At 66.1% G+C, this 22,088-nt stretch carries 19 protein-coding genes; 1 reads left to right on the plus strand and 18 read right to left on the minus strand.

What is annotated here, in order from left to right; translation table 11 throughout:
* Window positions 1-133: 133 nt before the first annotated feature.
* The 18 genes from ftsA to GGC65_RS07215 form a co-directional block, all read right to left on the minus strand.
* On the minus strand, window positions 134-1,390 hold the full coding sequence (gene ftsA / locus GGC65_RS07130) for a cell division protein FtsA (RefSeq protein WP_192646513.1): 1,257 nt from the start codon (window positions 1,388-1,390) through the stop codon (window positions 134-136).
* 4 nt (window positions 1,391-1,394) lie between these two features.
* Window positions 1,395-2,333: a cell division protein FtsQ/DivIB gene (locus GGC65_RS07135; protein WP_192646514.1), complete on the minus strand. Its 939-nt coding sequence runs from the start codon at window positions 2,331-2,333 to the stop codon at window positions 1,395-1,397.
* Window positions 2,330-3,256, minus strand: coding sequence for a D-alanine--D-alanine ligase (locus tag GGC65_RS07140; protein WP_192646515.1), 927 nt, complete (start codon window positions 3,254-3,256; stop codon window positions 2,330-2,332). Before GGC65_RS07140 ends, GGC65_RS07135 begins: the two co-directional genes overlap by 4 nt.
* Window positions 3,253-4,152 carry a UDP-N-acetylmuramate dehydrogenase gene (gene murB, locus GGC65_RS07145; protein WP_192646516.1) on the minus strand — a complete coding sequence of 300 codons (900 nt, stop codon included), beginning with the start codon at window positions 4,150-4,152 and terminating at the stop codon, window positions 3,253-3,255. The genes GGC65_RS07140 and murB overlap by 4 nt, the downstream gene beginning before the upstream one ends.
* On the minus strand, window positions 4,149-5,579 hold the full coding sequence (gene murC / locus GGC65_RS07150) for a UDP-N-acetylmuramate--L-alanine ligase (RefSeq protein ID WP_192646517.1): 1,431 nt from the start codon (window positions 5,577-5,579) through the stop codon (window positions 4,149-4,151). Before murC ends, murB begins: the two co-directional genes overlap by 4 nt.
* The gene (gene murG / locus GGC65_RS07155; protein WP_192646518.1) at window positions 5,579-6,763 is read right to left on the minus strand and encodes an undecaprenyldiphospho-muramoylpentapeptide beta-N-acetylglucosaminyltransferase; all 1,185 of its coding nucleotides are present in this window, start codon (window positions 6,761-6,763) and stop codon (window positions 5,579-5,581) included. Before murG ends, murC begins: the two co-directional genes overlap by 1 nt.
* Window positions 6,760-8,001: an FtsW/RodA/SpoVE family cell cycle protein gene (locus GGC65_RS07160; protein ID WP_192646519.1), complete on the minus strand. Its 1,242-nt coding sequence runs from the start codon at window positions 7,999-8,001 to the stop codon at window positions 6,760-6,762. The genes murG and GGC65_RS07160 overlap by 4 nt, the downstream gene beginning before the upstream one ends.
* Window positions 7,998-9,302: a UDP-N-acetylmuramoyl-L-alanine--D-glutamate ligase gene (murD, locus tag GGC65_RS07165; protein WP_192646520.1), complete on the minus strand. Its 1,305-nt coding sequence runs from the start codon at window positions 9,300-9,302 to the stop codon at window positions 7,998-8,000. The genes GGC65_RS07160 and murD overlap by 4 nt, the downstream gene beginning before the upstream one ends.
* The gene (gene mraY / locus GGC65_RS07170; protein WP_192646521.1) at window positions 9,299-10,369 is read right to left on the minus strand and encodes a phospho-N-acetylmuramoyl-pentapeptide-transferase; all 1,071 of its coding nucleotides are present in this window, start codon (window positions 10,367-10,369) and stop codon (window positions 9,299-9,301) included. Before mraY ends, murD begins: the two co-directional genes overlap by 4 nt.
* Complete coding sequence (locus GGC65_RS07175) at window positions 10,369-11,745, minus strand: UDP-N-acetylmuramoyl-tripeptide--D-alanyl-D-alanine ligase (protein WP_192646522.1); 1,377 nt, start codon at window positions 11,743-11,745, stop codon at window positions 10,369-10,371. The genes mraY and GGC65_RS07175 overlap by 1 nt, the downstream gene beginning before the upstream one ends.
* Window positions 11,742-13,181: a UDP-N-acetylmuramoyl-L-alanyl-D-glutamate--2,6-diaminopimelate ligase gene (locus GGC65_RS07180; protein WP_192646523.1), complete on the minus strand. Its 1,440-nt coding sequence runs from the start codon at window positions 13,179-13,181 to the stop codon at window positions 11,742-11,744. The genes GGC65_RS07175 and GGC65_RS07180 overlap by 4 nt, the downstream gene beginning before the upstream one ends.
* Window positions 13,181-14,872 carry a peptidoglycan D,D-transpeptidase FtsI family protein gene (locus tag GGC65_RS07185; protein WP_192646524.1) on the minus strand — a complete coding sequence of 564 codons (1,692 nt, stop codon included), beginning with the start codon at window positions 14,870-14,872 and terminating at the stop codon, window positions 13,181-13,183. The genes GGC65_RS07180 and GGC65_RS07185 overlap by 1 nt, the downstream gene beginning before the upstream one ends.
* Window positions 14,869-15,483, minus strand: coding sequence for a hypothetical protein (locus GGC65_RS07190; protein ID WP_192646525.1), 615 nt, complete (start codon window positions 15,481-15,483; stop codon window positions 14,869-14,871). Before GGC65_RS07190 ends, GGC65_RS07185 begins: the two co-directional genes overlap by 4 nt.
* The gene (gene rsmH, locus GGC65_RS07195) at window positions 15,477-16,457 is read right to left on the minus strand and encodes a 16S rRNA (cytosine(1402)-N(4))-methyltransferase RsmH (RefSeq protein ID WP_192646526.1); all 981 of its coding nucleotides are present in this window, start codon (window positions 16,455-16,457) and stop codon (window positions 15,477-15,479) included. Before rsmH ends, GGC65_RS07190 begins: the two co-directional genes overlap by 7 nt.
* Window positions 16,454-16,954, minus strand: a complete 501-nt coding sequence (locus GGC65_RS07200) for a division/cell wall cluster transcriptional repressor MraZ (protein WP_192646527.1) — start codon at window positions 16,952-16,954, stop codon at window positions 16,454-16,456. Before GGC65_RS07200 ends, rsmH begins: the two co-directional genes overlap by 4 nt.
* A 278-nt stretch (window positions 16,955-17,232) precedes the next feature.
* The gene (locus tag GGC65_RS07205; protein WP_192646528.1) at window positions 17,233-18,345 is read right to left on the minus strand and encodes a Gldg family protein; all 1,113 of its coding nucleotides are present in this window, start codon (window positions 18,343-18,345) and stop codon (window positions 17,233-17,235) included.
* 47 nt (window positions 18,346-18,392) lie between these two features.
* Window positions 18,393-18,791 carry a hypothetical protein gene (locus GGC65_RS07210; protein ID WP_192646529.1) on the minus strand — a complete coding sequence of 133 codons (399 nt, stop codon included), beginning with the start codon at window positions 18,789-18,791 and terminating at the stop codon, window positions 18,393-18,395.
* The gene (locus tag GGC65_RS07215) at window positions 18,791-19,765 is read right to left on the minus strand and encodes a cysteine synthase A (RefSeq protein WP_192646530.1); all 975 of its coding nucleotides are present in this window, start codon (window positions 19,763-19,765) and stop codon (window positions 18,791-18,793) included. Before GGC65_RS07215 ends, GGC65_RS07210 begins: the two co-directional genes overlap by 1 nt.
* 194 nt (window positions 19,766-19,959) lie before the next feature.
* On the opposite strand from GGC65_RS07215, the gene GGC65_RS07220 reads away from it, so the two are divergent.
* Entirely contained in the window at window positions 19,960-22,086 is a 2,127-nt protein-coding gene (locus GGC65_RS07220; RefSeq protein WP_192646531.1) for a TonB-dependent receptor, read from the plus strand.
* The last annotated feature ends 2 nt before the right edge of the window (window positions 22,087-22,088 follow it).

Consider the following 22,088-nt stretch of genomic DNA (forward strand, 5'->3'; position numbering starts at 1 on the left):
GGCGGACAGGTGCCGCTTCCCCAACTTTGCGACCCAGCCGGGCGGTAGTCCGTCCGCCCGGTTTTCTACTACCGCATTGCACTATTGTGACGTCGGAATCACCCAAAAAATTAACCTTTTCGTCGCGTATCATCTAAAAACTGCTTTTCAATGCGGCCATCAACCGATGGAGGATCGAAGTCCCCGCCGGCTTGTACACATCCTGTGCCATCATCGGCAGGTCGCGAAGGTCGACGGGGTCCGATGCCGCATAGAGAACCAGACCCGCGAGCGTCGCGAAAGCGGGGCCACTATGCGCATCGGGCAGTCCGTGCAAGCCGCGCGGTCGCCCGACGCGCGCGGCGCGGCCGAGCGCGCTTTGCGTATAGTCGGCGATACCCTTGAGGTCGGCGCCGCCGCCGACGAGCACCACCTGCCGCCCGATCGGGCCGACGAAATGCAGGTCCTTCAGCGTCCGGCCGATCTCGCCCATCATCGCGTCGAGCCGCTGGCGGATCACCGCCACCAGCTGCGCGCGCGTGATGCGCGGGGAGTCGCTGCCCGACGGCGCGCCGGGTTCGAGTTCGATGATCTCGTTGTTATCGCGCGGACTGGCCGAGGCCGAGCCGTAGAAGCTCTGGAGCCGCTGCGCCTGGCTGCGGCGGATGCCGAAGGCCGAGGCGATATCGTCGGTGATGTCGCTCGCGCCAAACGGCAGCGACACCATTTCCACGAGCATGCCGCCGGCGTAGAGCGACACGGTCGTCACCGCCGCGCCGAGTTCGACGAGCGCGACGCCGAGGTCGCGTTCTTCGTCCGACAGGCAGGCAAGCCCTGCCGCGATCGGTGACGCCACGACGGCGTTTACGTCGAGATGCGCCTGGCGGACTGCAGCCTCGAGATTCCGCACCGGGGCACCGTCGGCCATGATGATATGGATGTCGACGCCGAGCCGGTCGGCGTGAAGCCCGATCGGGTTCTTGACCCCGGTGAGCCCGTCGAGCGTGTAGAGCGCGGGCTGGGCATGAAGGATCATGCGGCCCTCGGGATCGATCCCGGCGCGGCCCGCGGCGAGCAGGTCGTCGATATCCTCCTGCTCGATCCGGTGGCCGCCGAGTTCGCTTTCGATCGGCGCCACGTCGCTGAGGAGCCCGCCAGCCGAGAAGCTGACCCAGACATCGTCGATGTTGAGCCCGGCGATCCGCTCGGCCTGCTCGATCGCCTCGCGCACGATATGCTCGGTCTGTTCCATGTCGGCGACATAGCCGCGCTGGACACCGCGACTCTCGCGCTGCCCGGTGCCAAGCACATGCAGTTGGCCGTCGGCGGTCTGCCCCGCGATCAGTGCGCAGACCTTCCACGACCCGACATCGAGCGCGGTGATGATCTTTTCGATGCGCGGCGGCGCCATGGCCCTACCCTTCGTTCGACTGCGCGACGGCGACTGCGTCGACCGCGGCGCGCGCGTCTTCGAGTTTCGCGGGCGCCACCTGCCCTTCGTGCGGCAGGCGTAGCACGAAACGTTCGGGGTCGCGCATGTCGAAACGAAGGATGCCGCGGCCGAGCAGACGATTGGCGCCGTCCATATGCGCGAATTTGGCGAGCGCCGCTTTCGCTTCGGCCTCGCCTTCGGGCAGCGAGAGCGTTTCGCCGCTGCGGAAACGCAGGTCCCAGCGGCGGTTGCCGACCCAGGTCGCACCCGCGAGCAATTCCTTGAGGCTGCTCGCCTCGGTCAGCAGCCGATCGAGATCCTGCGAACGCTGGTTCGCTTTCGGGCCGATGACGAGCGGCAGGTCGGGCATCGTCGCGACCGTCACGGGCTCGAGTACGACGCCCTTCTCGTCGATCAGCGACAGGCGGTTATTATGCTGCCAGATCGCGGCCGGAGTACGCTCGACGATGTCGACGACAAGCGTGTCGGGCAAGCGGCGCGACACCCGCGCGTCCTTGATCCAGCCATATTTCATCAGGTCGGAGCGGACATCCTCAAGATCGACCGCCGCCATCGAGCGGTCTTTCTGCGCGAGCGCGATGTCATAGACCTTCAGCCGGTCGATGCGGTCGGCGCCGACAACCTCGACCTTCTTGACCTGAAAGCCGGCCCGGCCAACGGCCTGCGCATATTCCTCATGGACCTTCGCGGTGACGCCGGTCGCATGCGCGGCGATGCCCACGACGGCGCAGAGGCTGAGCCCGATCGTCCAGTTCGCGACCTTTTGCAGCCGCTGCGGGCTGATCGGCAGCGCGTTGATGATCGCGTTGAGCCGCGACTGCTGCACCTTCCGCCGTTTCTTCGGCGCGCGCACCGGGCGGCGCGGCGGCGCCTTCCCGCGCTTGATCTGTGTCTTGCTCATGATAACGCTTCCCCCACGATGCGTTCGACGAGTTCGGCATAATCCATGCCGACGGCGCGCCCCTGTTCGGGCACAAGGCTGAGCGGCGTCATGCCGGGCTGGGTGTTGACCTCGAGCAGGAAGATGCCCGCGAGGCCATGTTCGTCGTCCCAGCGGAAGTCCGAGCGCGAGGCGCCCTTGCAGCCGAGCAGGCGGTGCGATTGCAGCGCCAGATCCTTCATTCGCTGCGCGACATCCTCGGGGACGTCGGCGGGGCAGACATGTTCGGTCAGCCCGTCGGTATATTTGGCGTCATAGTCGTAGAAGCCCGATTTGACGCGCAGTTCGGTGACCGCGAGAGGCGTGTCGCCGAGCACCGCGACGGTCAGTTCGCGCCCCTTGATGAAGGGTTCGGCGAGCAGGCGGTCGAACTCCTGCCACGGCCCCACGGCGTCGCGCGCGATGGGGTTGCCGTAATTGCTGTCATCCTTGACGATCGCGACGCCGACCGACGAGCCTTCGTTGACGGGTTTGAGGACATAGGGGCGCGGCAGAGGGTCGACTGTAAACAGGCTTTCGCTGTCGACCATGGTCCCCGTCGGCATGGGAATACCATGCGGCACGAGCGCCTGTTTCGTCAATTCCTTGTCGATCGCGATCACCGAGGTAACGAGGCCGCTGTGGGTATATTTGAGGCCCATCAGGTCGAGCATGCCCTGCACGGTGCCATCCTCGCCCGGAACGCCGTGGAGCGCGTTGAAGACGACATCGGGTTTCGCCTCGGCGAGCCGCAGCGCGACGTTGCGGTCCATATCGATGCGCGTGACCTTGTGCCCGCGGCTTTCGAGCGCGTCAGCGACGCCATTGCCGCTCATCAGCGACACTTCGCGTTCGGCGGACCAGCCGCCCATCAGGACGGCGACATGCCACGGACCCCGGCTCACTTTATGACTCCTACGCGCTGAATTTCCCATTGCAGCTCGACGCCGCTCTTGTCCTTGACGCGGCGGCGGACTTCCTCGCCGAGCGCCTCGATATCGGCGCTCGTCGCCTCACCCGTGTTGATGAGGAAATTGGTGTGCTTCTCGCTGACCTGCGCGCCGCCGACGGCGAAGCCCCGGCAACCCGCCTCGTCGACAAGTTGCCACGCCTTGTGTCCGTCGGGGTTCTTGAAGGTCGAGCCGCCGGTTTTCGAGCGCAGCGGCTGCGATGCCTCGCGGCTCGCCGAGATGCGGTCCATGTCGGCCTGGATGGCAGCGGGTTCGCCGGGCACGCCGCGAAAGGTCGCGCCGATCACGACCGCGCCCTCGGGCAATTCGCTGTGGCGATAGGTGTAGCCGAGGTCCGCGAGCGGCAATGTTTTACGTTCGCCCGAACGCAGCACGACGTCGCAGTCGATAAGGATATCCTTGACCTCGCCGCCATAGGCGCCGCCGTTCATGCGCACGAATCCGCCGACCGTGCCCGGGATCGAGCGCAAGAATTCCATGCCCGCGATGCCCGCATCGCGCGCGGTCGAGGAAACAAGGATGCCCGACGCACCGCCGCCGCAGCGCAGCGTGGTGGCGTCGACGGCTTCGACCTTTGCAAAGGCCTTGCCGAGCCGGACGACAACGCCGGGGAACCCGCCGTCGCGGACGATAAGGTTCGACCCGAGCCCGAGCGCCATCACCGGGACGGCAGGATCGAGATCGCGCAGGAAATCGGCGAGGTCGTCGGCGTCCTTCGGCTCGAACAGCCAATCGGCAGGGCCACCCGACTTGAACCAGACGAGCGGCGCCAGCGGCGCCTTCGCGGTCAGCTTGCCGCGCACGGCTGGAAGGGTCTCGGCCGCGCTCATGCCGCCTCGACCGCCACGGCAAGGCCCGCCGCCATCTTGGTGATGTCGCCCGCGCCAAGGCAGATGATCACGTCGCCCGCGCCGAGATTACCCGCGCGGATCGCATCGGCGACGGTGGTTGCCAGTGCGCCCGCGTCGGCGACGGTCGACGCATGGCGGTGGCCGCGATCGCGCAGCCCCTGCGCCAGCGCGTCCGACGTCACGCCGTCGATCGGCGCCTCGCCCGCTGTATAGACGGGCAGCGCGAGCACCATATCGGCATCGTTAAACGCCTGCTGGAAATCGTCCATATGATCGCGGAGGCGCGTGAAGCGATGCGGCTGGACGACGCCGACGACGCGCCCTGCCCCCGCCCCTTCGCGCGCGGCGGACAGCACCGCGCGGATTTCGACCGGATGATGCGCATAATCGTCGATCACGGTCACCACGCCGCCCTCGACCGCGATCTCGCCGACCTTGGTGAAGCGGCGCTTGACCCCGGCAAAGCCGTTGAAGCCCGACACGATCTTGTCGTCGCTGACGCCCATGTGGAGCGCGACGGCAATCGCCGCGAGCGAGTTCTGGACATTGTGGCGGCCCGACATGGGCAGGTGAATACCCTCGATCGTCCGGCTGTTGCCGTCACGGTCGCGCACGACGACGTCGAAGCGGTTGCCGTCTGGACCGGGCACGACATTGGTACCGCGGACATCTGCCTGCGCCGAAAAGCCGTAGGTGACGATGCGGCGGTCGCGGATGCGCGGGATGATCGCCTGCACCTCCGGATGATCGAGGCAGAGCATCGCGGCGCCATAGAAGGGCACGTTCTCGATGAACTCGACGAAGGCGTCCTTGATCGCGTCGAAACTGCCATAATGATCGAGATGTTCGGGATCGATGTTGGTGACGACCGCGATCGTGCCGTCGAGGCGGAGGAAGCTGCCGTCGCTCTCGTCGGCCTCGACGACCATCCAGTCCGACGCGCCGAGCCGTGCGTTCGACCCGTAATTGTTGATGATGCCGCCGTTGATCACGGTCGGGTCGATCCCGCCCGCATCGAGCAGTGCGGCAACGAGGCTGGTCGTCGTCGTCTTGCCGTGGGTGCCCGCAATCGCGACGGTCGACTTCAGCCGCATCAGCTCGGCGAGCATTTCGGCGCGGCGGACGAGCGGAATGCGGTGCGCGAGCGCGGCCTCGACTTCAGGATTGCCGCGCTTGACCGCGGTCGAGGTCACGACGACCGCGACGCCGTCGACGTTCGACGCTTCGTGCCCGATCGCGACCTTGATCCCGCGTTTGCGAAGACCCTCGACGACATAGCTGTCGGCGATGTCGCTGCCCTGCACCTGATAGCCGAGGTTGTGCATCACTTCGGCGATCCCCGACATGCCGATGCCGCCAATGCCGATGAAGTGGATGGTACCGATGTCGGTCGCAACGCCGCGCATCATTTATCTCCTGCGCGGGTGGCGGCGACGCCGCCGGCGACCGCCGCGCTGCGCGATGTGGCGCCGACGCGGATCACGTCCATCATCGGCGGCGCGGCGAGCGATTCGACGAGATCAGCGAGGTCGCGCGTCGCGTCGGGCAGGCCGCAGCTCGCGGCGCGTTCGGCGGCGTCTTCGAGCGCGCCAGGTTCGAGCGCCATGCGCTGGATATGTTTCGCGACCTCGGCCGCCGTGAAATCGGGCTGCTGGAACGAAATCGCCCCGCCCGCCTGAACCAGGTCGACGACATTATAGGTCTGATGATCGTCCATCGCGCTCGGATACGGCACAAAGATCGCCGGCCGCCCGGCGCAGGCAAGCTCGGCGACGGTCGAGGCGCCCGCGCGCGCGATCACCATATGCGCCCAGCGCAGCCGCTCGGGGAAATCGGTGATGTAGGATGCGCATTCGGCCGCAACGCCGAGTTCGGCATATTTGGCGCGGACCGCTTCGATATCATCCTCGCGGCACTGCTGCACAACCTGCAAACGGCTGAGCAATGCCGGGGGCAGCATCGCGATCGCGGCGGGAACGACTTCACTGAGCACCGTCGCACCGAGGCTGCCCCCGACGACGAGCAGGCGGAAGATGCCGTCCTCGGGCAGCGGCGGGAAACCGTCCTCGCGGATCTGGACGATCTCGTCGCGCACCGGATTGCCGGTGATGTGGAGCTTGGCCTCATGCCCCACGGGAAAGCGCTGGATATTGCGATAGGCGACCGCAACCGCATCGACGCGCGGCGCCATCATGCGGTTGACGCGACCCAGCACGGCATTTTGCTCGTGCAGCACACGCGGCCGCTTCGTCGCCCCCGCGGCGAGCAGGCTGGGGAGCGAGGGATAGCCGCCGAAGCCGACGACGACCGCAGGATCAAAGTCGCGGATCAGGTCAATCGCCTGCCGGCGCCCCTTGCGGATCGCCAGCGCAGCCTTCACCCAGCCGACAGGCCCACCATGGACGCGGCCAGCCGGAAGCACATGCGTTTCCATCTCGGCCGGCGCGCCCGGAATCTTCAGCCCGCGATCGTCGCTGACCAACGCAACGCGGTGGCCGCGGGCGATCAGTTCGGCCGCGAGGGCATAAGCGGGCAGCATATGTCCCCCCGTCCCGCCGGCGGCGAGAAGGAAGTGGCGGGTTGCGGTCATTTCTTGTTCCAGTTTCGGGTCATCGATACCCGAGCCGCATAGGGGTTCCGGCGGGTCAGCGACAAGAGCAAACCCATGCCGATCGACAAAGCGATGAAGGACGAACCGCCATAGCTGATGAACGGCAAAGTCATCCCCTTCGACGGGAAGATCTGCGTGTTCACCGCCATGTTGATCACTGCTTGCCCGCCGAACTGCGCGATCAGGCCCGCGACCGCGAGGATCAGGAAGCTGTCTTCCTCATCGAGCAGGCGGACGAGAACGCGGACGATGATCGCGAGATAGAGGACCGCAATCGCGATGCACGCGATCATCCCGAACTCCTCGCCGATGACCGAAAAGATATAGTCGGTGTGCGCCTCGGGCAGTTGGAATTTGGCGAGGCCCGCGCCGGGGCCGGTGCCAATCAGCCCGCCAGCGGTCAGTGTCGCATGCGCCTTGTCGACCTGAAAGCTGTCGCCTTCGGAGAACAACCAGATGTTGATGCGCTGCTGCGCCACCGGATAGAAGAAATAAGCGAGCACCAGCCCCACGACACCGGCCCCGGCCAACCCGGCAAGGATGCGCATCGACAGCCCAGCGACCATCACCAGCACCAGCCAGGTCGCGACAAAGATGACCGTCTGGCCCAGATCGGGCTGACCCATCAGCAGCAGCGCGATGACGCCGGTGAATGCGAGTGCCAATGGTACCACCGGCAGACTCTGGTCGTGCAGCCGCAGCGACAACACCCACGCGAGCGCGACGGCGAAGAAGGGCTTGAGAAACTCCGACGGCTGGAGGCGGAACACCCCGCTGCCGATCCAGCGCTGCGCGCCGTTCACCGACGTGCCGACCAGCGGCACCATGAAAAGCAGGAAAAGAAAGAGGATCGTGCCATAGATGGCGAAGCGCCGCGCCTGCGGTTTGGGCAGCATCGATACCATCAGCATCACCGGGACGCCGACCATCACCCACATCAGCTGGCGATAGAAATAATAAAGCGGGTCGAGCGACGCGGTTGAGGTCGACAGTTTCTGCGCCGCGACCGGCGAAGCGGCGGCGACCGCAACCAGCCCGACCGCGACGAGGATCGACACCAGCAGCAACAGCACGCGGTCGATTTCCCAGAACCACAGGCCCAGCGGGGTGCGATCGGCGCGGCTAAGGCGCGGGCCGCGGCGCTTGACCGTGCGCGTGGTGGTGGCGATCACCGGCCTTTCGGTCGTCGCGTCCATATTGTCGATTCCCCCGCTCATGCCCCAAGCGCCTGCACAAGGCCGCGAAACACATCGCCGCGCTGCTCATAATCGGTGAACTGGTCGAACGACGCGCACGCCGGCGACAGCAGCACGATGTCGCCAGGCTTTGCCGCCGCCGCCGCATGCGCGACCGCGGTCGCCATATCGCCCGACAGGTCGACGGGCAGCGCATCGCCGATTTCGGCCGCGAACGGCTCCATTGCCTCGCCGATCAGATAGGCGCGTTTGACATGGCCGAACCACGGGCGGCACGCCGCGAGCCCGTCGCCCTTGGCCTTCCCCCCCGCAATCCAGTGAAGACGCTGGTCCGGCGCTGGCGGGAAAGCCGCCAGCGCCGGTGCAGCGGAAGCCGCATTGGTAGCCTTGCTGTCATTGAACCAGCTGACCCCCCCGACTTCGCCGACCAATTCCATACGGTGCGGCAGCGACTTGTACGTCGCGAGCCCGCGCTCAATCTGTTCGTCGTTCAGCCCCAGCACGCGGCACACGGCAATCGCGCACACGGCGTTCTGGGCATTGTGCGGCCCCTGCAATGCGGGCCAGCGCACCTGATCCACGGGATCGACATCCTTGCCTGACACGCGGTGGAGGCGATGGTTGATGCGGCTCGCGATCATCTTCGACGGGTCGTCGTCGACCGCGACGATCGCGACCTGATCGCGGTGCTGGAGCGAGAAGAGCCGCGCCTTCGACGCCGCATAGCCGGTGAAGCCATCATAGCGGTCGAGGTGATCGGGGCTGAGGTTGGTTAGCACCGCGATGTCGCAGGCAAGGCTGTGCGACAGATCGATCTGGTAGCTCGACAGCTCGAGCACATAGACGCCGCCCCCGGGAAGCGGGTCGCGGCTGAGGATCGGCAGGCCGATATTGCCGCCCATCAGCGTCGGGATGCCCGCGCTTTCGAGCATGTGGGTGACGAGCGCGGTGACGGTCGACTTGCCATTGGTGCCGGTGATGCCGACGACCTTGTGCGCGGGCAGTTCGTCGCGCGCCTCGGCAAACAGTTCGATGTCACCGATCACGGGTACATGCGCCCCACGCGCGTGCGCGGCGATGGGGTGACGGTTGAGCGGCACGCCCGGCGAGACGACGACGCCCGCGAAACCGATGAGGTCGATCTCGAGCGGATTGCCTATATCGGCGCCGAGCGCCATCGCATCGTCGCGCGCTTCCTCGCGGTCGTCCCACGCAGTCACGCCCGCGCCGCTAGCGACGAGCGCCTCGACGGCCGCCAGACCCGAGCGCGCCAGTCCCAGAACCGCATAGCGGCGGCCGGCAAAGACGCGCGAGGAGATCACCGGAGTTTCAAGGTCGCGAGCCCCGCGAGTGCCAGGACGATCGAGACGATCCAGAAACGGATGACGACAGTGGATTCGGGCCAGCCCAACTGTTCGAAATGATGGTGGATCGGCGCCATGCGGAAAACGCGCTTGCCCGTCCTCTTGTACCAAAAAACCTGGATGATCACCGACAGCGCCTCGACCACGAACAATCCGCCGACGAGGACGAGCACCAGCTCATGCTGGGCGGTGACCGCGATCGTCGCGAGCGCGCCACCGAGCGCAAGGCTGCCGGTATCGCCCATGAACACGGCCGCAGGCGGCGCGTTGAACCACAGGAAGGCAAGGCACGCGCCGATGATCGCCGCCGCAAAGACCGCCAGTTCGCCCGCGCCGGGCACATGCGGGATGCCAAGATAACCCGCGAACTTCACGTTGCCCGAAAGATAGACGATGACGAGGAAGGTCAGGCTGGCGATGATCACCGGGAAGGTCGCGAGCCCGTCGAGCCCGTCGGTCAGGTTCACCGCATTGCCGAAACCGACGATCAATATCATCGCAAAGACATAATAGAGCGGTCCAAGCGGGATGACGATGCCGCTGAAGAAGGGCAGATAAAGGTCCGTACCGGTGCGCGACACGATCAGCAGCACCGCGACGCCCGCGATGAAAAACTCGATGAGCAGGCGCACGCGCCCCGGAATCCCGCGATGGCTGGCCTTGGTCACCTTGTCGAGATCGTCGAGGAAACCGACCGCGGCAAAGCCGCCGGTCACGAAAATACACGCCCAGACGAAACGGTTGGAAAGATCCATCCACAGGAGCGCGGAGATCATCAGCGAGATCAGGATCATCAGCCCGCCCATCGTCGGCGTGCCCTTTTTGGCGAGATGGCTCTGCGGACCGTCTTCACGGATCGGCTGCCCCTTGCCCTGCCGCATGCGCAGCATCAGGATGAAGCGCGGCCCAATCCACAATCCGATGATCAGCGCGGTCGCAACCGCCGCTCCCGAGCGGAAACTCAGATAGCGAATGAGGTTCAATACCCCCGGAAAGCCAAGCCATTCCGCCAGCCAATATAGCATCAATAGTCCCCGTTGGTCAGCGCCGTCACGACATGCGACAGCCCGACACTGTTCGACCCTTTGACCAGCACGGCGTCGCCCGGACGGATCAGGTCCTTCAGCCGCCCTACCGCGGCCGAGTGGGCGGGCACATGCTCGAAATCGATGCGGCCCTCAAGCGCTTTGGCGAGCGGCGCCATCTCTTCGCCGACAAGCAGGGCGAATTGCACCCCCGCCGCGACGAGCGGAGCCGCGAGCGCGGCGTGATAGTCGTCGCTGCCCGGCCCAAGCTCGCGCATCGCGCCCAGAATCGCGATGCGGCGGTCGCCGGATTCGCTTCCGAGCTGGCCGATCGTCGCGGCCATCGATGCAGGGTTGGCGTTGTAGCTTTCGTCGATGACGAGGATATGGCCGCCGCCGAACGGAGCGCGATGGCGCGCGCCGCGGCCTGTGAGGCCTGCCATCTCGGCAAATGCCAGTCCTGTCGCGGGAAGGTCACCGCCGACGGCCTTCACCGCCGCAAGCACTGCCAGCGAATTGGACACCCAATGGGCTCCCGCCTGCGCGATGGTGAAGCAAAGGAGTGAGTCCTGCACCTGCGCGGTGACGAGCGACCCGCCCTGCCCGTCGGACAACCAGTCGACCGCGCGGACGTCGGCCTCGGCACCGAGGCCGAAGCTGACGATATGCGCTGCGTGCTTTTCCGCCTTGGCACGAAGGCGCGCATAGTGCGGGCTGTCGAACGGGACGATCGCCGTGCCGCCGGGTTCGAGGCCTTCGAAAATCTCGCCCTTCGCGTCGGCGATCGCTTCTTCGCTGCCGAAAAATTCCATATGCGCCGGGGCAATGGTTGTGACGATGGCGACGTGGGGCCGCACCATCCGTGTCAGCGCCGCGAGCTCACCCGCATGATTCATCCCCATTTCGAACACGCCATAGTCGGCGGTCGACGGCATGCGCGCGAGGCTGAGCGGAACGCCGACGTGGTTGTTGTAGCTTTTGACCGAACGGTGTGCCTTGCCGGGACGGAAGCGGTCGAGCGCGGCGAACAGCGCCTCCTTCGTTCCGGTCTTCCCCGCAGATCCGGTTACGCCGATGATACGCCCATGGCTGCGCGCGCGCGATGCGATGCCGAGCGCGTTCAGCGCCGCGGCGCTGTCGGCGACGCGGACATGCGGATGGTCGATTGCGGTTTCGCAAACGACGCCCGCGGCGCCCGCGGCGATCGCCTTGTCGATAAAGGCATGGCCGTCGGCGACCTCACCTTTCATCGCGACAAACAGGTCGCCGTTTGTCACCTCACGCGAATCGAACGCGACGCCCTGAACGGTGAAGTCGGCGCTCGCCTCCCCGCCGGTGGCGGCCGCAATGGCGCGCGCGGTCCAGAGCGGGTTCATGCGGCCTCCTCGCGCGCTACGGCCACATCGTCGAATGGAATGACGCGCATATCGTCGCCGCGGCCGATGATCTGGCCCTGTTCGTGGCCTTTGCCGGCGATGCAGACGATATCGTCGGCGCGCGCTTCTGCGATCGCGGCGGCGATGGCGGCGCGGCGGTCGCCAATCACCTTTGCCGTCGGAGCGGCGGCGGCGATGGCCTCACGGATGACCGCCGGGTCTTCGCCGCGCGGATTATCGTCGGTGATGATCAGCACGTCGGCCTTTGCAGCGGCGACCTTGCCCATCTCCGGGCGCTTCGCCTGATCGCGGTCGCCGCCGGCGCCGAAAACGAGGATAAGCCGCCCGGTTGCGTGCGGGCGCAACGCGTCGAGTGCGGCCTCGATCGCGTCGGGTGTATGCGCATAATCGACATAGACCGGCGCGCCAGCCTTGGTGATCGCAGCGCGCTCGAGGCGCCCGCGCACGGGCTGCAGCCGTGCAAGATTGCCGAGCGTTTGCGCGACATCGCCGCCCGTCGCGATGACGAGGCCCGCCGACACGAGCGCGTTGGCGACCTGATAGGCACCGATCAGCGGCAGATCGACCTTTTGGGTCAGATCGCCCGCCGCAATCACGAGCGTCTGGCCGAGCTGGGTCGGTTCGCGCGAGACCAGGCGGAGGGTCTCACCCTTCGCGCCAACGGTCAGCAGCCGAACGCCCCGCGCCTTTACGGCTTCGATGACGGCGGCCGAATAGGCGTCGTCGGCCCATACCACGGCGACGCCATCGGGTTCGACGACTTCCGAAAACAGTCGCATCTTGGCCGCCAGATAGATGTCCATCGTGCCATGATAGTCTAGATGATCGTGGCTGAGGTTGGTGAAGGCGGCCGCCTTTACCGTCAGGCCTTCGGTGCGATACTGATCGAGGCCGTGGCTCGACGCCTCGAACGCCGCGTGGGTGATGCCCTCGACCGCGAGGCCCGACATGTTCGACAGGAAGGTCACGATATCGGGCGTCGTCAGCCCGGTCGAGGCGCTGTCCTGCGACGTCGTGATGCCAAGCGTGCCGATCGATGCGGCGTTGAACCCCGCCATCCGCCAGAGCTGGCGCGTCATTTCGACGGTCGAGGTCTTGCCGTTGGTGCCGGTCACCGCGACGCAGGTCGCCGGAAAACGATGGAAGAAGCGCGCGGCGATATGCGCGAAGGCGCGGCGGGGGTTATCGTCGGCGATATGCGCGACACCTTCGACGCGCGCCTCGGGTCGTGCGACCACCGCCACGGCGCCGGCCTCGATCGCAGCGGCGATGAAATCCTCGCCGTTGAATTTTTCGCCGATGAAGGCCCCGAAAATCGTGCCCGGCGCCACCTTGCGATGGTCGATCGCAAGCCCGGTGACGACGGGATCGCTGCCCTCCAGTCCTTTATCCTCGAGCAGCGCGGACAGGCGCATTATTCGCTTTCCCCATTTCTCCACAGCAGCGGGGTCAGCTCGGAGACGTCGACATCGCGGCTTTCGTCGGGGAAGACGCCGAGCATCGGGCCCGCGCGGGTCACAACCTTGCGCACGACCGGCGCCGCGGTCCAGCCCGCAGTGCGCTGGCCCGAACTATAGGCGTTGCCCTTCGGCTCGTCGATCATCACCACCACGACATAGCGCGGATTGTCCATCGGGAAAGCCGCCGCGAAGGTCGAGACGAGCGAATGGCGGCGATAACCGCCCGCACCCGGCTTTTCGGCCGATCCGGTCTTGCCGCCGACGCGGAAACCCGGAGCCTCGGCCTGCTTGCCGGTGCCGTCGGAAACAATCAGGCGAAGCAGCTGGCGCATCCGCGCGCTGGTCGCGGCCTTGAACACGCGGCGGCCCTGCGGCGGCGCCTTGTCGCCAAGCTTCATCAGCGTCGCGGGACGCCAGATGCCACCGTTGACGAGCGCCGCATAGCCGCTCGCGAGATGCAGCGGAGTGACCGCAATGCCGTGGCCGTAGCCGGTGGTCATCGTCGTGATCCGGCCCCAATCCTTGGGCCACAGCGGAAAGGCGCGTTCCTTCAGTTCGATATGCGGACGGCCGTCGAATTCGAGGGTGCGGAACATCGCCTCCATCTTGTCGCGACCAAGCTCGTCGGCGATCCGCGCGGTAACGATGTTCGAACTGTGGATCAGCGTTTCGGGAACGTTGAGCCAGCGCTTCGACGGGTGGCTGTCGCGGATGCGGAAGCCGGCGATCGCGAGCGGCTGCGTCGCGTCGTAACGGCGCGCCATGCTCGTCACCGTGCCGGCGTCGATTGCCGCAGCGACGGTGAAGGGTTTGAAGGTCGAGCCGAGTTCGTAGAGATTATAGGTCACGGCATTGCGGCGCGTCGCAGGGTCACTGCCGGTCAGCTTGTTCGGGTTGAACGTCGGCAGCGAGGTCATCGCGGCGACCTCGCCGGTGTGGACGTCGAGGATGATGCCCGCGCCGCCGATTGCCTCCAGATTGGCGACCGCCGTGCTCAATTCGCTTTCGAGCACGCCCTGCACGCGCGCGTCGATCGACAGCGCAAGCGGCTGGCCGCGCGTCGCCTTATCGATCAGCCGCTGGTCGAAGGCGCCCTCGACGCCGGTGACACCATGCCCCTCGGCATTTGTGAAGCCGAGCACATGCGCCGCAAGCGTCGACTGCGGATAGAGGCGTTCCTTTTCGCGCGGAAAGTCGAAGCCGACGTCGCCGATCGCGTTCACCGCGGCAACCTGATCGGGCAAAGCGCGGCGGCGGATATAGGTCGGGCGCGATCCGCTGACCTTCGCGAGCAACTCCTCGCGCGGCGTGTCGGGGAAAATCTTGTGCAGCTCGTCGGCAAGATATTGCCGGTTATTGAGCAGCTTCGACGGGACGACGCGGATCGAATAGCCATCGATCGTGCGCGCGAGCGGCACCCCGTTGCGATCGACGATATCGGCGCGCGCCGGAACGAACGCCGACGCCGAAGCATGGCCCGACGCGGTATCGAACAGCGCGAAATAGAGCAGCCGCACCGACACAACGAAAAATGCCGCCATGAACAGCAGCATCAGGATCATCAAACGCTGTTGTGCGGTCAGCAATATCTGCTGCCGCACCCCGGCGGTTCGAACCCGCGTTGGACGGACGACAAGCGTGTTCATCGGCCGGACTTGCCTCCTGCCGCTTCGGCGGCCGCCGCGCGCTTGAGGTCAGCGAGCGTCGATTCGGCGAGCAACTGGTCCTCGATCATCTTGAGCTGTTCGCGGCGGCGCGTCGGCGCCATCCGCGGCGACGTATCGCTACGGATCGCGGTATCGGCCTGCGCTAGGACGACGGGCTTGGCGGTGACCGGCTTGGCCGCGACGGGCTTGCCGGCGACCGGGCTTTCCTTTGGTGCACTGACGGCGGGCGTGCCGACCGGCGAAACCATCGCCATCAGCACCGGCGCAACCTCGTTGGCGCCGCGCGCACGCGGCAGGCGGTCGAGCGACGCAAGCTGGCGCTCGCTTTCCAGATACTGACCGGCATCGGGCGCCGAATAACCGAAGGTATCGGCGTTCCACTGTTCGAGCTGGCGCATCGAAGCGCGCACCGCGAGTTCGGATTCGAGATAACGGATATTGTCGCGCGTCCTGTCGATCTGCCGCTCGATGCGCGTCAGTTCGCTACGCGTCGCCGCGACTTTCAGCGACACGGGATAGAGCATCATCGCAAAGATGAGCACGAGCAGGACCAGGCCGATTCCCTGGAGCTTGCGGGCCGCCATCAGCATGACATTGCCTCCTTCGTCGAATGCGCCGGAGCCGAGGTCCGGACTGCACTGCGCAGCGTCGCCGAGCGGGCGCGCGGGTTGCGCGCCTCTTCGGCCTTGCCCGGCCGCACCTTGCGCGCCGGGGTTTCGAAAGTTGCGGCCCGCGCCAGAGGGGTAGGCGCGGGCCGGTGACGCGAACCCGCGGCATCGCCACCGCTCCGTTCGCGCAGGAAGTTCTTCACGATGCGGTCCTCGGTGCTGTGGAAACTGACGACCGCGAGCCGGCCGCCGGGGCGCAGCAGGCGCTCGGCGGCATTGAGCCCGGCCATCAGCTCGTCGAGCTCCGAATTGATGTGGATGCGGATCGCCTGAAAGCTTTTGGTCGAGGGGTCCTTGGGCGCACCGGGCGGGTGGCGCAGCGCCTTGCGGATCACCGTCGCAAGTTCGCCGGTTCGCGTCAGCGGGCGCGCCGCGACAATGGCGCGCGCCACGCGGCGCGACTGGCGTTCGTCGCCATAATGGAATAGCACATCGGCGATTTCGGTCTCGTCGGCGCTGTTCAGCCAGTCGGCGGCGCTTTCGCCTTCCTGCGCCATGCGCATGTCGAGCGGGCCGTCCTTTTGGAAGGAGAAGCCGCGTTCATCGCGATCGAGCTGCATCGACGACACCCCGATGTCGAAGGTGATACCATCGACGCTTTCGATCCCGCGCTCGGCGAGCAGCCGGTCGATTTCACCGAAACGGCCGTGGATCAGCGTCAGCTTGCCGCCGGCTTCCTCGACCAACGCCTGCCCTTCGGCAATCGCGTCGGGATCGCGGTCGCACGCGATCACATCGGCACCCGCCGCCAGCATGGCACGCGTGTAACCGCCGGCGCCGAAGGTCGCATCGACATGGCGCTCACCCGGGGCGATGGCGAGCGCGGCGATGACTTCTTCACGGAGGACCGGATCGTGACGGGGATCCTTGGGGAGTCCGGGGGGAAGATCGGTCACTTTCGCGCCTTCCCTTTCGTTGCGTCCCAGGATGCGGCAAGGCGCTGGAGGACCGGGTCGGCCTCGGCGCATTCGGCCAAGGTCGGCAGCCACCAGATTTCGAGGCGGCGACCCGAGCCCACAAAAGCCGTCGCGCCGGCATCGCCGACGCGGTCGCGGTGGATGAAGCTCGGAAGGAAGCGACCGCTATCGTCGAGCGTGTAGGGCTCGGTATAGCTGAAGCGCTTCTTGAACTCGGCATCCTCGTCGAAGTCGAGGTTGCGCAGCCGCGCGGTTTCGCGGTCGCGTTCGATCTCGCCGTTCAGCCGGTCGTATTGATCCTGGCCATAAGCGACGAGGCAGGGCAGCTTTTCATGAAAGCCGACCCAGAGCACGCGCTGGCCGTCCGCAGTGAGGGGCACATTGTTGCGGAACTGTGAGGGGACGGCGATGCGCCCCTTGCCATCGATCGCGGCGAAATTGGTGCCCGCATACTGGCCGGGCGTCACAATCGCCATCGCTCTGCCCCCCGTATTCGCGCCACCGGGCATAACTTTCCCGGCGCCGGAATCGCACGATTCCAGAAGGTTCAACGCGGGTGGAGAATGCCCCTCTCCGATTCTGTGAGTATCAACTATAGATCGGGGTGAAAAGGGGTAATTTAGGGTAGATTAGGGAATCTAGCCCCCATTTACCGCAAAAACAGCTCTGAATTGGGTAAATACCGGTCCCTCGGCGCATAGCGGCACCGTGGAGCATGTTTCGATCGGGGCGAATTGGGGCGAATACGCCCGACTCAGACGGTGGCGGCGCGAATCCAGAGTGGATGCAGCAGGCCGTTTCCGGCACCGGGCCACAGGCGAGCAGATAGCCATTCCATCGTATCCGCCTGCCGCAGATGCGGGGCGGCCGGGACAATCGGCCGCCACAGCGGCGCGAAGAGCAGATCGGCGTCGCCGATCAACCAAGCCTCGCCCTGCCCTATCCGGCATTGCACGACGCGGCGATCAGCGTAGGCGCGGCATTGTTGTGGCAGGCGATCGAAGCGCCCTGCGCTGAACAAGCGAAGGCGCGCGCCGTCGATATCTACCGGCAATGCCTTGTTCTCCCCGGCGGGCGCAGCACCCAAGGTCACGCCCCAATGGTCGAGCAGCGGCGTAAGCAAGCTGGTGACCGGCGCATTGCGCGGATCACCGAGCGGGTGGCGCGCCGGCCACCCCGACAGCGCATCGGCGAGCACGACCGCATGCCCACCGCCACGAACGAACGCGTCGATCGCGACCAGTTCCTGTGGAGCCAGCGCGCGCGGGTGCGCGATCAGCAACGCTCCGCCCGGCGGCGGCACATGGTCGGCAAGGCTGTCGACGAGCGATACCGGGCCCGCCGTCACCAGCCGCGCGAGCGTTGGATCGTCATTTGTCCCTTCGGCGATCATCGCCGCAATATCGGGGCTCGCTGACCAGCGCAGCGGCAGTCCGGTCAGGACGGTGGCGGTGGGGGCGCCGGCGGCAGCCGCAGTGGGCTGGTAGAGCAGCACAAGGAGCGCGTGCCCTGCCCCGAACCAGCCGATCACCAGCATCGATCCGGCAAGCCACGGCAGCAATCGGGACCGCTTGCGCCATTGGACCAGCAAGTCCGCGAGCCAGGCCGCGATGGCCCCGGCGGCAGCGGCGGGGAGCAGTTGCAGCCAGCCTGCCGATCCGGCGAGGACGATAGAGAGCCCCCCCTGCATTGCGGCGAGAAGCGCTAGGGTAAAGAGTCCGGTATGTCGCCGGGCCGCGACTGGCTCGCCGCGCTGCCAACACGCGAGAAGGAGCATCGGCGGGGCCAATAGCGGGATCGCCAGCGCCGGATCGACACGGCCGAGCAGCGCCTGCCCGCCCGCGATCCACGCCAGCGCCGCTATCATGGCAGCAATCGTAAAAGCGCGCAGCCAATGTCCGCGCGATACCGCCGTCACTGTTTCGACTGGCGCGCGCGCTGGAGGGCGGGGTCGGGTTCGAGATCAGGCACGCTCGACGACGATGGCACAGCCTGCGGCACCTTCACATCGGTCGCGGCATTTTCATCCTTCGCGGACGGCGATACCGCCTGGACGCCAAGCTCCTCCAACGGTGCGCCGCTGGTTTTCTGCTCGTCACCCGGCATCTTGACCTCGGCGGTGGCTGCCGCATCACTGGCGGCGCTTTGGCGGGCGCGATCGCCGATCAACCCGGCCATGCCGACCAGCAGGAGCACTGTCAGCACCCCGGCAATACCGATCTGCAGGCGCCGCATCGTGTCGTTGACGGGCGCCGTTGCCGGTGGCGGTGGCGGCGCCTTGGGAGTCGAAGGAATATCGATCCGCACGCTCATCAGGCAGTCTCCAGTCCCTTGCTCGCCAGCCATTCTGGGTTGTAGAGCGTCGAGAGATAGCGAAACCCGCTGTCGCAGAGCATGGTTGCGATACGCTTGCCGGAGCCCAATTGCCTCGCGAGCGCCATCGCTCCCGCGACGTTGATCCCCGACGACAGGCCGAGGCACAGCCCCTCCTCGTCGAGCAACTGGCGAACTACGGCGAGCCCCTCGGCATCCGAGATGCGGAATTGCGTGTCGATCGGCGCGCCGTCGAGATTGGCGGTGATGCGGTTCTGGCCGATCCCTTCGGCGACGCTGCTGCCTTCAGCCTTGAGTTCGCCACACTGATAGTAGTTAAAGAGCCCCGCGCCATGCGGATCGGTGAGCGCGATGACGATGTCGGCGCTCTTGGCCTTCAGGCCGAGCCCCGTTCCCGCGATCGTGCCTCCGGTGCCCGCGGCGCAGGTAAAGCCGTCGATCCGGCCGTCCATCTGTGCCCAGATTTCCTCGGCGGTACCGAAGATGTGCGATTTGCGGTTGGCGATATTGTCGAACTGGTTGGCCCAGATCGCATTGTCGGTTTCCTCGGCGATGCGCCGCGAGGTGTGGACGAAATGACCGGGATTGGCGAAGGGCGCGGGCGGGACGAGCACCAGTTCGGCGCCCAGTGCACGGATCGTCGCCATCTTCTCGGCGCTCTGATTGTCGGGCATGACGATGATCGTCTTGTAACCCAAGGCATTACCGACGAGCGCGAGCCCGATGCCGGTGTTGCCCGCCGTCCCCTCGACGATCGTGCCGCCGGGCTTCAGGCTGCCGTTCGCTTCGGCATCGCGTACGATATAAAGCGCAGCGCGATCCTTTACCGATCCGCCGGGGTTGGCATATTCGCACTTGCCCCAGATTTCGCAGCCGGTGGCTTCGCTCGGCCCCTTGAGCAGCACCAGCGGGGTGTTGCCGATTAGGTCGAGGCTGTTTGCAGCAATAGTCATAGGCCTGATCTAGGGCGCCACCTCGCCCCTCGCAAGACAGCTTCGTTTTGCCCCTCCCATATCCGTCTTTGTCGACCAACGGGGCATGAGCGCCGACAAACGACCATTGATGAGTATGCGAAGGGCTTGTCATTGTAACAGTATATCATTACTGAGCCGCCATCAGATCACGATAACAACAGGACTCTCCCCTTATGCGTTTGCTTTGCTCTGCCGGTTTTACCTTTGCCCTCTTCCTCGCCGCCCCGGCCTTTGCGCAAGACCGCGCCGCCGCGGGCAGCGACGACGATGTGCACACCGGCGAGCCGATCGTCGTCACCGCGCCCTATGTCCGCAGCCTCGACATCCTCGGCAATGTGTCGGTGCTCGAAGGCGACGAGCTGGCGCGCGACATTCGCGGCCAGATCGGCGACACGCTGACGCGCCAGCCGGGGGTCTCGGCCACGAGCTTCTCCCCCGGCGCGTCGCGCCCCGTCCTTCGCGGCTTTTCGGGCGAGCGCGTCAAGGTCCTGACCGACGGCATCGGATCGATCGACGCGTCGAACACCTCCGCCGACCATGCGGTCACCATCGACCCGCTGACCGTCGAGCGCATCGAAATCCTGCGCGGTCCCGCGGTGCTGCTGTTCGGCAGCCAGGCGATCGGCGGCGCAGTGAATATGTTCGACCGCCGGATTCCCCGCAAGGTCCCCGCCGATCATGTCCATATCGACGCGATCGGCGGCTATGCGACCGCGGCCAACGACCGCAATATCGGCAGCTCGATCGACGTCGCGCTGAGCCCGCAGATCGTCGCGCATCTCGACGGCAGCTGGCGCAAGACCGGCGACGTCCGGACCGGCGGCTTCGTTTACGCTCCCGATATTCGCGGCGACCTGCTTCACCTCGCCGAACATGCGGTCGAGGACGGGCACCTCGACGAAGCAGCCGAGCTGACCGAACAGGCAGGCAAGCGCGGCAAGATCGACAATACGCAGAGCGAGACCTGGACCGCGGGCGGCGGTATCTCGTTGATCAACGACGGCGGCCAGCTCGGCATTTCGGTCGGCTATTTCGACACCAACTACGGCGTGCCCGATCGCCCGAATACCGCGCACGATCATGGCGGCGAGGAAGAAGAAGGCGGCCACGACCATGGCGAAGGCCCCGTCACCATCGGCATGAAGCAGTGGCGCGCGGACCTGCGCGGCGAGGTCGAACTCGGCGACGGTTTCTTCGACAAGCTGCGCATCCGCGCGGGCTTTGCCGATTACAAGCACACCGAGTTCGAGGGCGACGAGGTCGGTACCGTCTTCACCAACCAGGGCGTCGAAGGCCGGATCGAGCTGGCGCAGAACGACCGCGGCGGCTGGCGCGGCGCGAGCGGCGTGCAATACAGCCACCGCGACTTCGATGCGATCGGGGCTGAGGCGTTCGTTCCGCGCAACCTGACCGACCAGTTCGCGCTGTTCACGCTGCAGGAATATACGATGGGCCCGCTCGGGCTCGAAGCCGCGGCGCGCTACGAAAAGACCAATGTACGTGCGCAGGCGCTCGGCTTCGAGCGCAACTTCGACAGTTTTTCGGGCGCGCTCGGTGCAACCTATGACGTCTTTGAGGGCGCGAAATTCGGCGTCTCGGTGTCGCGCGCGGTGCGTGCGCCGTCGGCCGAAGAATTGCTGTCGAACGGCCCGCATATCGCGACGCAGAGCTTCGAGCTTGGCGACCCGAACCTGAAGCGCGAATCCAACTGGGGCGCCGAAGCGTCGTTCAAGATCAAGACCGACGCCTTCAACCTCAGCCTGACCGGCTATTCGAACTGGTTCGACAATTTCATCTATTCGGCCGCGACCGGCGCCGAACAGGATGAACTGCCCGTCTTCCAGTATTTCCAGCGTGACGCGCGCGTCTATGGCTTCGAGGCCGAGGCGAGTGCACGGCTGGCGCAGATCGCCGGCTTCAACATCGTCGGCGACGTCACCGCCGACATGACGCGCGCGAAGATCAAGAACGCCGGGCTCGACCGCAACGTCCCGCGCATCCCCCCGCTCCGCATCCTCGGCGGGCTCGAAGCGCAGGGCGAACGCGTCGATGCGCGCGTCGAGGTCGAATGGACCGACGATCAGACGCGCACCGCGCAGTTCGAGACGCCGACCGACGGCTTCACGCTCGTCAACGCGTCGCTCAGCTGGCGCCCGCTGCCCGATACGAAGAATCTGACGCTGAGCCTGTCGGCGAACAACATCTTCGACGTCGAGGCACGTCGCCACGCGAGCTTTACCAAGGATTATGTGCCGCTCGCCGGGCGCGATTTCCGCCTGACAGCCCGGGCGAGTTTCTAACC

Source organism: Sphingopyxis sp. OAS728 (assembly GCF_014873485.1).
Lineage (GTDB): Bacteria > Pseudomonadota > Alphaproteobacteria > Sphingomonadales > Sphingomonadaceae > Sphingopyxis.